The following is a 14,463-nucleotide window of genomic DNA, read 5'->3' as shown; positions in this document are numbered from 1 at the left end:
GATGTAAAAAGGCCAGATGAAGGAATTCATCTGGCCTTTTACTACAGCCTCAATGCATCAACGTATACAACTTCCTCCGATACGTCCGCACATCCGCATTGTTATTCCCCAGCTTTTCGAACAACTCCACCAACGTCGTCTTGGCCACGCCATCTTTGTAGGTGCTGTCCGCCTGCATTAGCCGTATCAGCAAGTCCATCGCCTCCGCATTCTCCTCTTGCAGCACTTTGTGCAGCGCTAACTGGTGCAGAGCTTCGGGGTCTTTCGGGTTAGCTTCCAGCGCTTTCTCCAAACCTTCGATGGCCGGCAATTCACTGGATTGCTTCAAAAACTTGATGCGGGCTGCCAGCTGTTTGGCTTTGGTTTGCAGTTTCTCTTCCGGCGGCAGGCTTTCCAGCACTTGCTCTGCGGTTTCCAGATCACCCTGCTCGGCTTTTAACTGGGCCAGGTCGATCAGTACGCTTAGATTCTCCGGGTCCTTCTGATTCATTTCCGTCAGAATCGCCAGAGCACCGTCCAGATCGCCCGCTTCCCAAAGCGCGTGGGCTTTTTCGTATGGGTCCTCTGCTGGAGCTTCCACGTGCTTTTCCAGCACTTTGCGGATTTCACTTTCCGGCTGAGCGCCGTTAAAACCGTCTACAGCCTGACCATCTTTCACCAGAATAACCGTCGGCAGGCTGCGCACGCCCAGTGAAGAGGTCAGCTCTTGCTGCTCATCGGCATTCACTTTGGCCAACAAGAAGTTCCCTTGGTATTCATCCGCCAGCTTTTCCAGTATCGGCATCAGCTGCTTGCACGGTGCACACCAGTCCGCCCAGACATCCACGAGAATGGGCGTTTTGGCAGAGGCTTCCATAACCTCCTGCGGGAAGTTGTCCATGGTGGCATCAAAGATATAGGGTGAAGCAGTCATAAAGTTACCCGGTCATAAGGATGTTTAATGGCTTTGGTAATGGGGGCCAGACAATAAAAAATCAAGGCAACTTGAAAACCCCGCCATCGCCGTTACATAGGATAGTAAACACTCACGCCTTTAGAGCGAACGGTATGAACGACGAGAACCGCAAAGACTCCCTGGACGAATTAGAAGACGTGACCGAATACATCGGTAAAGAGGACAATACCAAAGCCCTAGCGCTACCACAGCAAGCCCGACCGCAACGAATGTATGTGTTGCCGGTCACCAACCGGCCCTTCTTTCCGGCACAGGTACAGCCGGTCATGGTTAACGAAGACCCTTGGCAGGAAACCCTGAAACGGGTTGCGGAAACCGACCACAAAACGCTCGGCATCTGCTTTGTTGAAGACACGGCATCTGAATCTGGCGTTCCCGCCAGCGATGAACTGGAAGTGATGGGCTGCGCTGTTCGGGTACATCAGGCGCAACACGAGAACGGCAAGGTTCAGTTTATTGCTCAGGGCCTGCACCGCTTCAAAATCGTGCAATGGCTCCGCCGTCGCCCACCTTATCTCGTAGAAGTCGAATACCCGGAAGAGCCGGAAGAACCCGCTGACGAGCTTAAGGCTTACACTCTGGCCATCATCGGTGCCATCAAGGAACTGCTGCGCACCAACCCGCTTTATGGCGAAGACGTGAAGCAATACCTGTCTCGCTTTGGCCCGGATGACAGCTCACCCCTGGCCGACTTCGGTGCCTCCATGACCAGCGCCCCCGGCCAGGATCTGCAAGAAATTCTGGACACCGTGCCCTTGCTTCGCCGCATGGAGCGGGTGCTGCTGCTCATGCGCAAGGAACAGGAAGTCGCCCGGCTACAGACTGAAATCAACGAGGAAGTGAACGAAAAGGTACAAAAGCACCAACGTGAATTCTTCCTGCGTGAGCAGCTGAAGGTGATTCAGCGTGAACTGGGTATCGCCAAAGACGACAAAACCGCCGACGCGGAGCGTTTCGAAGCACGGATGGCCAAACTAAATCCGCCGGAAGCCGTGCAAGAACGCTTCAAAGATGAAATTCAAAAGTTGCAGATTCTGGAGCAAGGCTCACCGGAATACGGCGTTACCCGCAATTATCTGGACTGGCTTACCCAAGTGCCTTGGGGCGAATACTCACAGGACCACTTCGACTTAGCCGCGGCACGCAAAATTCTGGACCAAGACCATGACGGCCTGGACGATGTAAAAGACCGCATCATCGAGTTTCTTGCTGAGGGCTCTTTCAAGGGTGAAGTGAGCGGTTCCATACTGCTTCTGGTCGGCCCTCCAGGCGTCGGTAAAACCTCGATTGGCCATTCGGTGGCAGACGCCCTAGGCCGCAAGTTCTACCGTTTCAGCGTGGGCGGCATGCGCGATGAAGCCGAAATCAAAGGCCACCGGCGCACCTACATCGGCGCTATGCCGGGTAAGTTTGTACAAGCACTGAAAGAGGCCAAAGTGTCTAACCCAGTCATCATGCTGGATGAGATCGACAAAATTGGCTCCTCGTATCAGGGCGACCCTGCTTCCGCCTTGCTGGAAACCTTGGATCCGGAGCAAAACAAAGAGTTTTTGGACCACTACCTCGATGTACGAATGGATCTGTCCAAGGTACTGTTCATTTGTACCGCGAACCAGTTAGACACCATTCCCCAGCCACTGCTGGACCGGATGGATGTCATTCGGTTGTCTGGCTACATCAGCGAAGAAAAACTCGCCATCGCCAAGCACTTCTTGGTGCCTCGCCTGCTGAAACGCGCAGGGCTGTTGAAGAAACAACTGAACATTTCCGATGCCGCTATCCGCCAGGTCATCGAGGGCTATGCCCGTGAAGCAGGCGTGCGAAACCTCGAAAAACTGCTGCACAAAATCATTCGCAAGGGCATTGTGAAGCTACTGGAAAACCCGGACGAGCCGGTAAGAGTTGGCGTGGGCGACTTGACCACTTATCTCGGCCAGCCGGCCTTCCGAAAAGAGAAGTCCTTGAAAGGCACCGGCGTAGTTACAGGCCTTGCCTGGACCGCCATGGGCGGCGCCACACTGAGCATCGAAGCCTCACGCGTCCACACCAACCACCGAGGCTTCAAGCTGACTGGGCAATTGGGTGATGTCATGCGCGAGTCGGCCGAGATTGCCTACAGCTACGTCGCGTCCAACCTGAAGCGTTTCAAAGGTGACCCGACTTTCTTTGAAAAGTCTTTCGTTCACCTGCATGTGCCGGAAGGCGCAACGCCGAAAGACGGCCCAAGCGCCGGCGTCACCATGGCGACAGCGCTACTCTCCATCGCCCGCCGAGAAGCTCCCCAGCAGAATCTAGCCATGACGGGCGAGCTAACGCTGACGGGGCAGGTACTGCCTGTTGGCGGGATTCGCGAAAAAGTCATTGCCGCCAGAAGGCAGAAAATCAGCAATCTGATTCTGCCCGAGGCAAACCGGGGGGACTACGAAGAGTTGCCGGATTATCTCAAAGAGGGACTAAGCGTGAACTTCGCCAAGAACTACAACGATGTGTTTCAGGTGTGTTTTGGCAACAAGCCAAAGAGTGGGTCTAGCGTGCACTAAACCACGTCACTTCAAGAAGGGGGGCTGTCCTCGTAGGGACAGCCCACTCGCCAAACTCCAGCGACGCAATCATTAAGCTTCGATCGGTACTGGGTGGGGCGTGTGTTTTCTGCCGGAAAAAGATGTCTGAGCGAAGCGAGTTATTTTTCCAAAGAAAACACACGCCCCACCCAGTGCCAGCCCCGAAATTCAGGCCTTTTCCTTCCACCCGTCATCCTTCAATACAGAACCCACTGTCAGAACCGGCGAAGCATCAATGTCATCGGCATCCATCATATGGGCCACGCGCTGCAACGACGACAAAATCATCGTCTGCTCCCACTCTGCCAGATTCTGAAACTTCTCAATAAAATCTTCCTGCAAAGGATTCGGCGCGCGGGCCAGAAGATCGGCGCCACCTTCCGTCAAATGCGCATGCACCTTCCGCTTATCCTTGGTACTCCGCACACGATAAACCAGTTTACGGTGTTCAAGGCGGTCGAGAATAGTTGTTACCGTTGCCTGACTGAGACTGACATTCTCGGCAATCGTACCAATCGTCACCTCACCCAAGTCGCGGATGGTGCGCATGATCAGCAACTGAGGCCCGGTCAGCCCGGCATGCTTGCTCAACCGCTTCGAGTGCAGATCCGTTGCCCGGATAACCCGCCGAAGCGCTACCAACACCTGCTCGTAACTATCCAAAACTTGACTCCCAAGCCATATATTTATACCTCTAACTATTAGAGGTCTTCGAACTCCTCGATGCAAGTGGTGAATATTACCTAGCCTACCGAATGCGTCGCAGCGTTGCGGATACAGACGGCTGAGCGTCGCCGCACGACATTATTTCTAACAGTCACTGTGCTAAGGTCACTCACTATTATTGTTTCACTCACCTATAAAAAGCGGAAACCTTTAATGATCAGGTATTACCTCGCTTTCGTCCTCGCCATCATCGTTGCCGGAAATCTTCACGCGCAGGAACGGGAACTCGGCCCTGAGGAAGAGCTCACAGCCGAAAACTTGGAAGAAAGCATTAAAACGCTGGAAAAACCGATGTACACCCCATTCGTGGAGCTCTACCTGCTCGACGAAACCAAAGCGCTGCGACAAGACATGCAAAACACCCGCGCAGAGCTTATCGAAAAGGTCGTCGAGAAAGAGCTGTCGGTGGCCGACAAATCCATGTCTTATGCCGCCGACACAGTCACCTACTTTTTCTACCTGATTGCCGGCGCCACCTCCATTCTTGTTGTCATCGGCTGGAACTCGATCCGAGACATGCGCCACCAACTCACAGGCCTGGCAGAAGAACGGGTGAATGAGCTAGTAGTGGAATACGAAAAACGCCTGAAAGCGATCGAAGTGCAGTTGCAGCAAAAGTCCGAGATTATTCACCAAAACCAGGCTGAGATTGAGCTGACCAACGAAGTGCATGCGCTTTGGCTAAAAGCCAGTCAGGAAACCTCACAACAGAACAAGATCAACACCTACGACCAGATTCTGGAACTGCGCCCCGACGATGTTGAGGCCCTGAGTTATAAAGCCGACGCCGTTCTCGAGATACAAGAACCGCTTTGGGCCATCAGCCTATGTAACCGCGCTCTCAAGCTGGCACCGGACAATGGCCACGCCCTTTACCAGCTGGCTTGTGCTTTTGCCGAGATTGGCCGCTGGGAAGATGCCGTTGCCAATCTTGCCAAAGCCATAGAGATCTCCGAAGCCTATCGAGACGATGCATCTGTGGACCCTAGCTTTGAACAGCTACATGACCACGAAAACTTTAAAAATCTGGTCTTTATCGATCGCGACGACTCGGAAGGTGCATAAACTCGCAGAAGAAGAGCCTCTACTCACGCATTTGCTTGACAAGGCCTAGGCTGTGGTGTTTCTTAACTCATTGTGAACATAAGAATAACCCTGACACACACAGGAAAAACACGATGAAAATTTCCGCAAAAAAACTCGCTACCGCTGTAAGCGCCTCCGTTGCCCTGATGGCCGCCGGCCAAGCTGCTGCTGATATCAAAATAGGCATCGCAGGCCCTATGACCGGCCCTGTTGCCCAGTATGGTGACATGCAATTCTCAGGCGCCCGCATGGCGATCGAGCGCATTAACGCTGCCGGCGGTGTGATGGGTGAGAAACTGGTCGGTGTCGAAGTCGATGACGTCTGTGACCCCAAACAGGCTGTTACCGTGGCCAACCGCCTGGTCAACGAAGGGGTTCAGTACGTTATTGGCCACCTCTGCTCCAGCTCGACACAACCTGCCTCCGACATCTATGAAGACGAAGGCATTCTGATGATTACTCCGGCTTCTACCAGCCCGGAGATCACTGAACGCGGCTATGAACTGGTCTTCCGTACAATCGGCCTGGATAGCATGCAAGGCCCGGTTGCCGGTAACTACATCGCCAGCCAGAAGCCGGATCGCGTTGCCGTTGTCCACGACAAGCAACAGTACGGTGAAGGCATCGCCACTGCGGTTCGTGACACCTTGAAAAACGCCGGCATCGAAGTGGCCATGTTTGAAGGTATCACCGCAGGCGACAAAGACTTCTCCTCGCTGGTCACCAAGATCAAGCAAGCTGATGTGGATTTCGTCTACTACGGAGGCTACCACCCGGAACTGGGGCTGATCCTACGTCAGGCTCGCCAGACTGATGTCACGGCGAAGTTCATGGGCCCTGAAGGTGTGGGCAATAAAGACATCAACACCATCGCTGGTGAAGCCGCCGAAGGCCTCTACGTTACTCTGCCACCTAGCTTTGATGAAAAGGCCGAAAACCAAGAACTGGTTAAGGCGTTCAAAGACAAAGGCGAAGACCCATCCGGCCCCTTCGTTCTGCCTTCTTACACGGCGGTTCAGCTGATTGCTGAAGGCATCAAACAAGCCGATTCTAAAGACCCGTTTGACGTTGCTGCCGCCTTGCGCGCCAACAGCTTTGAAACTCCGATTGGTACCGTTCAATACGACAAAGCCGGGGACCTGAAGTCCTTCGAGTTTGTTGTCTACGAATGGCACTCTGACGGAAGCAAGACTCCGGCACAGTAAGCCAAATCCTCTACCGAGGTATGAATGAGAGCACCTTCCAACCGCGATCCGGGGGAAGGTGCTTTTCTGGCCGTATGCATTCGGAGCTCCCCAAGCATGCAAGACCTCCTCTATTTTTCACAACAGCTCGTTAACGGGCTCACGATCGGGAGCACTTACGCCCTGATCGCCATCGGCTACACGATGGTTTACGGCATTATCGGCATGATCAACTTCGCTCACGGCGAAATCTACATGATCGGCGCTTACACCGCGCTTATTGCCATTACCGGCCTTGCCACCCTCGGCGTCGCCTGGTTACCTGTAATTTTACTGGTTGCGCTTATTTGCGCGGTGATTGTATCCAGCTCTATGGGCTGGGCCGTTGAACGGGTCGCGTACCGCCCGGTGCGCGGACGACACCGTTTGATTCCGCTCATATCCGCGATCGGTATGTCGATCTTCCTGCAAAATTACGTCCATCTCGCCCAAGGCTCGCGCAACATTGGCTTCCCTGCGCTGATCGACGGCAGCTTTCGTTTTGGTCCTCCTGAAAGCTTCCAGCTTTCGCTTTCTTACATGCAGATCACCATCTTTATCACCACGCTTATCTGCATGACCCTGCTCTCCCTGTTTATCTCACGCTCACGCATCGGACGCGCCTGCCGGGCCGTTTCCCAGGATTTGGGCATGGCGAACCTGCTGGGCATTGATACCAACCGCATCATTTCTGCCACGTTCATCATCGGGGCCTCGTTGGCGGCTGTCGCCGGCCTGTTGCTCGGCATGTATTACGGCTCGATTGACCCACTGTTCGGGTTCATCGCTGGTCTGAAAGCCTTCACCGCCGCGGTACTGGGGGGCATCGGAAGTATTCCAGGCGCTATGCTGGGCGGATTGATCCTCGGGGTTTCAGAGAGCATGACTTCTGGGTACCTGAGCGGTGAATACAAAGACGTTGTTTCGTTCAGCTTGCTGATCCTGATTCTGCTGTTCAAACCCACCGGCCTGCTTGGCAAACCGGAGGTTGAGAAGATCTGATGGCAACACACAATTTAAAGCACGCTTTGTTCTGCGCGATCGTCACAATCGTGATCGCCTACCCGATCCTCGGGCTGAACCTGGTTGCCCAAGGCACCAAGATCGGCCTTGAGGGGGCAACCACAGCAACGGTTATCTCTATACTTTTGGCCGCCGTGGTGGTGTTTCTGTTCCAACTGTTCCGAGATAACATCTTGGGAAGCCTAGGCAACCTGCCCAAAATCAACCCCCTCAGCAACCGCGAGCCCATGCCTGCGGCAAAGCGGGCGAAGCTGGAAAGCTGGGTTCTCACTGGCTTCGTGGTGCTGGCCCTATTCTGGCCGTTTGTTGTTTCAAGGGGCTCGGTGGATCTCGCTACGCTGGTGCTCATCTACGTCATGCTGGCGCTGGGCTTGAACGTGGTGGTTGGCCTAGCCGGCTTGCTGGACCTCGGCTACGTAGCCTTCTATGCCGTTGGCGCCTATACCTTCGCTCTGCTGTACCAATATTTCGGGTTTACCTTCTGGATGGCGTTGCCGGTTGGCGCCTTGCTGGCTGCAACCTTCGGCATGGTCCTCGGGTTTCCGGTACTGCGATTGCGGGGCGATTATCTAGCCATCGTGACACTTGGCTTCGGTGAGATCATCCGTATTCTGCTGAACAACTGGACCGCGGTCACCGGTGGCCCTAACGGCATCGGCGGCATACCCGAGCCCACGCTTTTCGGCATGGAATTCGGGCGCCGCGTGAAAGGCGAAGGTAATACCTCCTTCCATGAGACCTTTAACATTGCCTACAGCGGTGAACACAAGGTTATCTTCCTGTACTTGATCGCGCTCGTACTGGCTGTGATTACGGCGCTGGTTATCCGCCGCCTGATGCGTATGCCGGTTGGCCGCGCTTGGGAAGCACTCAGAGAAGATGAAATTGCGGCTCGCTCCCTCGGCATCAGTCGTACCGCGGTTAAGCTTTCGGCCTTCACCATTGGCGCTTTCTTTGCCGGCTTTGCCGGTACCGTCTTCGCCTCAAAGCAGGGCTTTATCAGCCCGGAATCCTTTGTCTTCCTGGAATCCGCCATCATTCTGGCTATTGTCGTACTGGGCGGCATGGGCTCGCAAATCGGCGTCATCCTCGCGGCGATTGCCGTCACCATTTTGCCGGAACTCGCGCGGGAGTTTTCAGACTTCCGCATGCTGGTCTTCGGGGCTGCCATGGTACTGATGATGGTATGGCGCCCACAGGGCCTTATGCCCATGCGCCGAATTCCCATTGAACTGAAACGGCCGGAGTGACAGGTATGCTAGAAGTACAAGATCTGTCCATGCGTTTCGGCGGCCTACTGGCCGTAGATGGCGTAAATTTGGACGTTCAGAACCATGAAATTGTTTCGGTGATCGGCCCGAACGGAGCCGGAAAAACCACCGTTTTTAACTGTCTCAGTGGGTTCTACAAACCTACCGGCGGCAAGATTCTGTTTGAAGGTAAGGAAGTGCACGGCAAACCGGATTACAAAATATCTCGGCTCGGCATGGTGCGCACCTTCCAGCACGTTCGACTGTTCGGCCAAATGTCGGTGGTTGAAAACCTTCTGGTCGCTCAACACCGCCACCTGAACACCAACCTGCTAGCCGGCCTGATCAAAACACCGGATTACCGCGCCCGCGAGCAACGTTCTCTGGACAAGGCGGCGTATTGGTTGGAACGGGTCGGCCTGCTGGACCTCGCCAACCGGGAAGCCGGCAACCTCGCTTACGGCCAGCAACGCCGACTGGAAATTGCTCGCTGCATGGTCACCGAGCCCAAGCTACTCATGCTGGATGAGCCCGCCGCGGGCCTCAATCCGGCTGAAACGAAAGACCTCAATCAACTGATTGTCAGCCTGAAAGAGGATTACGACGTTTCGGTCCTGCTGATTGAGCACGACATGAGCCTCGTCATGGACATCTCCGACCGAATTACCGTGATTAACCAGGGCCGCCCCCTCGCCAGCGGCACACCCGCGGAAATTCGTCAGAACGACGACGTGATTAAAGCTTATCTGGGCGAGGCCTGAGGAAGAACTATGCTAGTACTGGAAAACGTTCATACTCATTACGGCAAAATCGAGGCGTTGCACGGTGTCTCTGTTGAGGTAAACAAGGGGGAAATCGTTTCGTTGATTGGCGCCAACGGTGCCGGCAAAACCACCCTGCTTATGACGGTATGCGGCAACCCGCAAGCCAGTTCCGGGCGCATTATTCTGGAAGGTAAAGACATCACCCACGATGCCACCTCCAACATCATGCGCTCCGGCATCGCGATTGTGCCCGAAGGCCGCCGGGTGTTCTCGGGCCTAACCGTGGAAGAAAACCTGCACATGGGCGGGTTCTTCAACACCAAGGCGGAGATTCGTAAAAGTCAGGACCACGTTTACGAGCTGTTTCCCCGACTCAAAGAACGGGAAAACCAGCGGGCCGGCACCATGTCAGGCGGTGAGCAGCAAATGCTCGCCATCGGCCGGGCACTGATGAGCAAGCCCAACATGATCATCCTGGATGAGCCGTCTCTGGGACTGGCACCGATCATCATCCAACAGATCTTCGAGATCATCGGCCACTTGCGAGACGAAGGCATTACGGTGTTTCTCGTTGAGCAGAACGCACATCAAGCGCTAAATCTGGCAGACCGGGGCTATGTGCTCGAAACCGGAAAGATCCGGCTGCACGATACAGGCAAGAACTTGCTGAACAATCCGGAGGTTCGGGAGGCGTACCTGGGAGGCTGACATGCGCTCATCAAAAAAGCCGGAGAGGGGTTACCCTGCTCCGGCTTTTTTTTGCTGATCACAAAGCTTATTTAATGCTTCGGATCGTGCCTTTGTAACCTTCAACTTTTACGTCGATGGTGCCAAAGAAACCGTAGCCTTCCTGCTTGATGGTGTAGCGAGGAGCTACAATTACATCAGCACCGGACTCGGTAATGGCGTTGTAGGCTGCTGCGGCTTTCACTTTTTCAGTCAAAGAAGCGCCACCCAGAGACAGCAGAGAACCGCCACCGTTAGCACCGTAGGCTACACCGTCAGCGTATTCGTGCTCGGCACCCAGAGTCAGCAGACCAAACAGCTGAGTAACGGAAGATTCGCCAGTGATTTTTTCGCCAACTTCGATATCAGCTTTAACGTCAGTGGCAACAGCACCGGTCAGGGGCAAAGAAGGGGCACTGGTGTTCAGGGAGCTACAACCAGTCAACGCGCCGGCCATTACAAGGCTTGAGGCAATAAGCAATTTTTTCACAATCATGTCTCCATGTGTCTTTATAGGTCGCCATCTTGGCGGGCGAAACTATACGCAACTCCCTTTTCCATGACAACTTAATATAACCCAGTATTTTATAAACGAATTTGTAATAAGAACCTGTTCATAAAATTAAGCTAAGTTCTTCGTATAGTTTGCGTTTTTCCAAACTTGTCTATACTTACGTGAGCGGTTTACGAGCTGGGCACCAACCCCACGGACCGTTCTCATCTAATAAATGATCAGCCTTACGTTTAGGCGTTTTGTGACGAGAGAAAAACCACAACAAGGAGTGGATAATGAAAAAACTGATCGCAGGTGCAATTCTTCTAGGTGCTTCCTCTATGGCATTTGCCCAGCCTGGCTGTGGTGTTGGCGCCATGATCTGGAAGGGACAGTCCGGCATCGCTCCGCACGTGCTAGCTGCCACCACCAACGGAACCTTTGGTAACCAGACCTTTGGTATGACAACCGGTACTCTGGGTTGCTCTACCAACCAATCTGTTCAATCCATGGCCATGTACATGGACAGCAACATCGACAAGGTTGCCCGTGACATGTCTCGCGGCGCCGGTGAAAACCTGGATACACTTGCCGTTCTTCTAGGCGTAGAAGAAGCGGATCGCGCTGACTTCCGCAAGGTTCTTCAGGACAACTTCGCAGCCATCTTCCCGAACTCCGAAACCACTTCTGGCGAAGCGGTAGACGCTATCGTAGCCCTGCTTGAGCAGAACAAGTCTCTGAGCAAGTACGTGGCGGCCTAATCGCCTAGCCCCGAAGGATTGAACCTGCGCCAAGGATGGCGCACTATCCTTTTCTTCACTCAAACCGGATGTACCAAACACCCATGGGCTACCTCTTGCGCACTGGGCAGGCTGCATTATGGCTTGCTGGCACCTTGGCAACCCACACTGCCTTCGCTTCAAATCTCGAAAACCTGCACGAACACCCCGTTTGGCTCACGCTCGGTCACTACCATGAAAACAGCTGGGGTTCGGGCCACACCAGCCAGGCCGATGATCCCGCGTTTTTCCTAAGCGAAGTTGGAAAATCAGACCCAAAGGCAGAGCTTTCCGCCACGCTGCAGGCAATCCAACAACCCGGTGAAGGTGATGAGCACGCTCGCTGCCGCTTCCCTGCCCGAGATGCCTGGTTAAGAGAACAGCTCGACTTGCCCAATGAACCGGTGAGCTGCCCGGCGTATGAAGACTGGGCAGGCACGCTGAATACCGAAAAGGTCACCCTGGTGTTCGCTGCCTCTTATCTAAACAGCCCGTCTTCGATGTTTGGCCATACCTTCCTTAGACTCGACCCACCGCAGGATGACAACGAAACAGACCTGCTGCTGGCCAACACCGTTTCTTATGCTGCCGACGCCGCTGAGCACGACAGCGAGCTGCTGTTTGCCTATCGTGGCATTTTCGGTGGCTACCCGGGCATTACAGCGATCAAGCCTTATTACGAAATGATCCGCCTGTACAACGACATCGAACACCGGGACTTGTGGGAATACACCCTGAACCTGAGCCAGGCCGAAGTCGACACCATGCTGGCCCACACCTGGGAAATCCAAGACAAAAACTTCGATTATTACTTTTTCGACGAAAACTGCGCCTACCGCTTGCTCGCACTCATTGACGTAGCCCGGCCGGGAACAGACCTTCTAGCGGAAGTAAGCACTCACGCCATACCTTCCGACACAGTACGCTGGGTACGCGACAAAGACCTGGTTGAAAGCATCCATTACCGGCCGTCCGCCGCGACAGCCGTTAGCCACAACCTCAAATCCCTGCCCGATGAGCACCAAACCATTGCAGCCGCGATTGCCAACGGTTACGTAAAACTGAACGACCCGGAAGTCCAAAACCTGCCTTCCGGCGAAAAGGCACGCTTGCTCGACGCCACCTACGACTACGTGCGCTACCAGAGCGAAGCCGACAATTGGCCCCGAGAGATTGCAGCGCCCTTATCGCACCAATTGCTGGTTACCCGCAGTCGAATCGACAACGCCAAACCGATACCACCGGTGGCAGAACCGACCGTCCGAGACGACCAGGGCCACGACACCTTCAGGCTCAGCCTGAGCTCCGGCCAACTGGCTCACAACGAATTCACTGAACTGACCATCCGGCCGGCCTACCATGACATCGTCGATCCACCAGAAGGCTACCGCACCGGCGCCCAACTCCAATTCCTGCGATTGGACGCACGGCTTTACCACGATAACGATGAACTGCAGATCGAACAGATCACCGGCGTTGAAATTCGCTCTTTAAGCCCTCGCAATCAGTTCTTCTCCCCCACCTCCTGGCAAGTCGGCTTTGGCGGCCGCCGGACGGATACTGGAACCGACAGAGTGCTCGCACCCTACCTGGAAGGTGGAGCCGGTGGGAGTTGGAGCCTTGGTGACAACAGCCAAGCCTTCGCCATGGCCACTGCTGACCTCGAAATCGACGACGACATCCGCCGCGGCTACGACTTCGCCCCGGGCGCAGACCTTGGCCTGTTACACCAAAGCCCCCATTTCAGCTTACTCGGCGGGGTCAAAACAAAAGCCTGGATCGTCAGCAGCCAACACCGGCAAGACCAGCTTTACCTGAAAGCCAACTACCACATCGGCCGCGAATTCAGCCTATTCACCGAATTCACCCGAGAAGACCACTTCGACAGGTACCAAAGCACATGGCAGGCAGGCATCCACGCGTACTTCTGAACTCGAAGGCGCTCACCACCCTACTCTTGGCATTCCTGATACTGCTGCAAACCGGTTGCAGCAGTGTCTTCTTCTACCCGAATAACACCACCTACATCACTCCAGACCGGCTTGAACTGGACTACGAAGACGCATTCCTGAACACCGCCGACGGAGAAACCCTCCACAGCTGGTGGCTACCAGCGAAAACCGACGAACCCGCCAAAGGCACCATCTACTACCTCCACGGAAACGCCCAAAACGTAAGCGCTCACATCCTCAACGTCGCCTGGCTGCCAGCCGAAGGCTACAACGTCTTCACCATAGACTACCGAGGCTACGGCCGATCCACCGGAGCCCCGGACATCGAAGGCGCCCTACACGACGTAGAAACCGGCCTACGCTGGCTAGCCGAACACCATACAGATCAACCGCTCTTCCTCCTCGGCCAAAGCCTCGGCGGTGCACTTGGGGTAGCCCTCGCCAGCGAATGGGTGCAACGCAACGAACAACCCGAACTCAACGGCGTCATCCTCGACGGCACCTTCTCCGGCTTCCGCTACATCGCCCGAGAAAAACTCAACAGCTTCTGGCTAACCTGGCCCTTCCAATATCCCCTGAGCTGGACCATCCCCGACGACTACGAAGGCACCGACCGAATTGCAGGTATAGCGCCCGTGCCGGTGATGATCATCCACAGCATCCGGGACGGCATCATCCCATTCCACCACGGCACACGGCTCTATGATGCCGCTGAACAACCCAAAGAATTTCTCCAGACGGATACCCCACACGCAGCCACATTCGTGATTCCTGCGTACCGTGAGGCGGTTCTGGAGTTTATGGGAAAGACGCTTTAACCCAGCGCATATTTAAGACGAGGCCCTACGCTACCACGAAACCACGACCGAAGTTCGCGCGGCTATTGGGGACACCTTTTCAAAAGTCTTGAGGGCCAAGGACGGCC

At 54.8% G+C, this 14,463-nt stretch carries 13 protein-coding genes; 10 read left to right on the top strand and 3 right to left on the bottom strand.

Translation table 11 applies throughout. The features are described 5' to 3' along the window. Positions 1 to 49 precede the first annotated feature (49 nt). Positions 50 to 913: a thioredoxin gene (gene trxA, locus ACNQ6O_RS02680; RefSeq protein ID WP_418051696.1), complete on the bottom strand. Its 864-nt coding sequence runs from the start codon at positions 911 to 913 to the stop codon at positions 50 to 52. Between the two features lie 134 nt (positions 914 to 1,047). Here trxA and lon point away from each other — a divergent pair, with 134 nt between their 5' ends. Then, positions 1,048 to 3,495 carry an endopeptidase La gene (gene lon, locus ACNQ6O_RS02675; protein WP_418051695.1) on the top strand — a complete coding sequence of 816 codons (2,448 nt, stop codon included), beginning with the start codon at positions 1,048 to 1,050 and terminating at the stop codon, positions 3,493 to 3,495. Positions 3,496 to 3,684: 189 nt separating this feature from the next. Here lon and ACNQ6O_RS02670 read toward each other — a convergent pair whose 3' ends face one another. Further along, positions 3,685 to 4,179 carry a MarR family winged helix-turn-helix transcriptional regulator gene (locus ACNQ6O_RS02670; protein ID WP_418051694.1) on the bottom strand — a complete coding sequence of 165 codons (495 nt, stop codon included), beginning with the start codon at positions 4,177 to 4,179 and terminating at the stop codon, positions 3,685 to 3,687. Positions 4,180 to 4,395: 216 nt separating this feature from the next. On the opposite strand from ACNQ6O_RS02670, the gene ACNQ6O_RS02665 reads away from it, so the two are divergent. The 6 genes from ACNQ6O_RS02665 (at position 4,396) to ACNQ6O_RS02640 (ending at position 10,296) form a co-directional block, all read left to right on the top strand. Beyond that, the gene (locus ACNQ6O_RS02665; RefSeq protein WP_418051693.1) at positions 4,396 to 5,307 is read left to right on the top strand and encodes a tetratricopeptide repeat protein; all 912 of its coding nucleotides are present in this window, start codon (positions 4,396 to 4,398) and stop codon (positions 5,305 to 5,307) included. Between the two features lie 113 nt (positions 5,308 to 5,420). Continuing rightward, positions 5,421 to 6,533 carry a branched-chain amino acid ABC transporter substrate-binding protein gene (locus tag ACNQ6O_RS02660; RefSeq protein WP_418051692.1) on the top strand — a complete coding sequence of 371 codons (1,113 nt, stop codon included), beginning with the start codon at positions 5,421 to 5,423 and terminating at the stop codon, positions 6,531 to 6,533. Positions 6,534 to 6,629: 96 nt separating this feature from the next. Then, complete coding sequence (gene livH, locus ACNQ6O_RS02655) at positions 6,630 to 7,553, top strand: high-affinity branched-chain amino acid ABC transporter permease LivH (protein WP_418051691.1); 924 nt, start codon at positions 6,630 to 6,632, stop codon at positions 7,551 to 7,553. After that, entirely contained in the window at positions 7,553 to 8,824 is a 1,272-nt protein-coding gene (locus ACNQ6O_RS02650) for a high-affinity branched-chain amino acid ABC transporter permease LivM (RefSeq protein ID WP_418051690.1), read from the top strand. The genes livH and ACNQ6O_RS02650 overlap by 1 nt, the downstream gene beginning before the upstream one ends. Before the next feature lie 5 nt (positions 8,825 to 8,829). Beyond that, positions 8,830 to 9,585, top strand: a complete 756-nt coding sequence (livG, locus tag ACNQ6O_RS02645) for a high-affinity branched-chain amino acid ABC transporter ATP-binding protein LivG (RefSeq protein WP_418051689.1) — start codon at positions 8,830 to 8,832, stop codon at positions 9,583 to 9,585. Positions 9,586 to 9,594: 9 nt separating this feature from the next. Next, positions 9,595 to 10,296: an ABC transporter ATP-binding protein gene (locus ACNQ6O_RS02640; RefSeq protein WP_418051688.1), complete on the top strand. Its 702-nt coding sequence runs from the start codon at positions 9,595 to 9,597 to the stop codon at positions 10,294 to 10,296. 67 nt (positions 10,297 to 10,363) lie between these two features. Here ACNQ6O_RS02640 and ACNQ6O_RS02635 read toward each other — a convergent pair whose 3' ends face one another. Continuing rightward, entirely contained in the window at positions 10,364 to 10,810 is a 447-nt protein-coding gene (locus ACNQ6O_RS02635) for a hypothetical protein (RefSeq protein WP_418051687.1), read from the bottom strand. A gap of 293 nt (positions 10,811 to 11,103) precedes the next feature. Here ACNQ6O_RS02635 and ACNQ6O_RS02630 point away from each other — a divergent pair, with 293 nt between their 5' ends. The 3 genes from ACNQ6O_RS02630 to ACNQ6O_RS02620 all read left to right on the top strand — a co-directional run bounded on the left by ACNQ6O_RS02630 (position 11,104) and on the right by ACNQ6O_RS02620 (position 14,356). Then, positions 11,104 to 11,568 carry a DUF3015 domain-containing protein gene (locus ACNQ6O_RS02630; protein ID WP_418051686.1) on the top strand — a complete coding sequence of 155 codons (465 nt, stop codon included), beginning with the start codon at positions 11,104 to 11,106 and terminating at the stop codon, positions 11,566 to 11,568. Positions 11,569 to 11,651: 83 nt separating this feature from the next. After that, positions 11,652 to 13,517: a DUF4105 domain-containing protein gene (locus ACNQ6O_RS02625; RefSeq protein WP_418051685.1), complete on the top strand. Its 1,866-nt coding sequence runs from the start codon at positions 11,652 to 11,654 to the stop codon at positions 13,515 to 13,517. Continuing rightward, positions 13,487 to 14,356 carry an alpha/beta hydrolase gene (locus ACNQ6O_RS02620; RefSeq protein ID WP_418051684.1) on the top strand — a complete coding sequence of 290 codons (870 nt, stop codon included), beginning with the start codon at positions 13,487 to 13,489 and terminating at the stop codon, positions 14,354 to 14,356. The genes ACNQ6O_RS02625 and ACNQ6O_RS02620 overlap by 31 nt, the downstream gene beginning before the upstream one ends. Positions 14,357 to 14,463 lie beyond the last annotated feature (107 nt).

This window comes from Marinobacter sp. SBS5 (assembly GCF_048285575.1).
In the GTDB taxonomy this organism is placed as follows: Bacteria; Pseudomonadota; Gammaproteobacteria; order Pseudomonadales; family Oleiphilaceae; genus Marinobacter.
The sequence above is the reverse complement of the archived record's forward strand: the minus strand, read 5'-3'. Positions and strand labels throughout refer to the sequence as shown.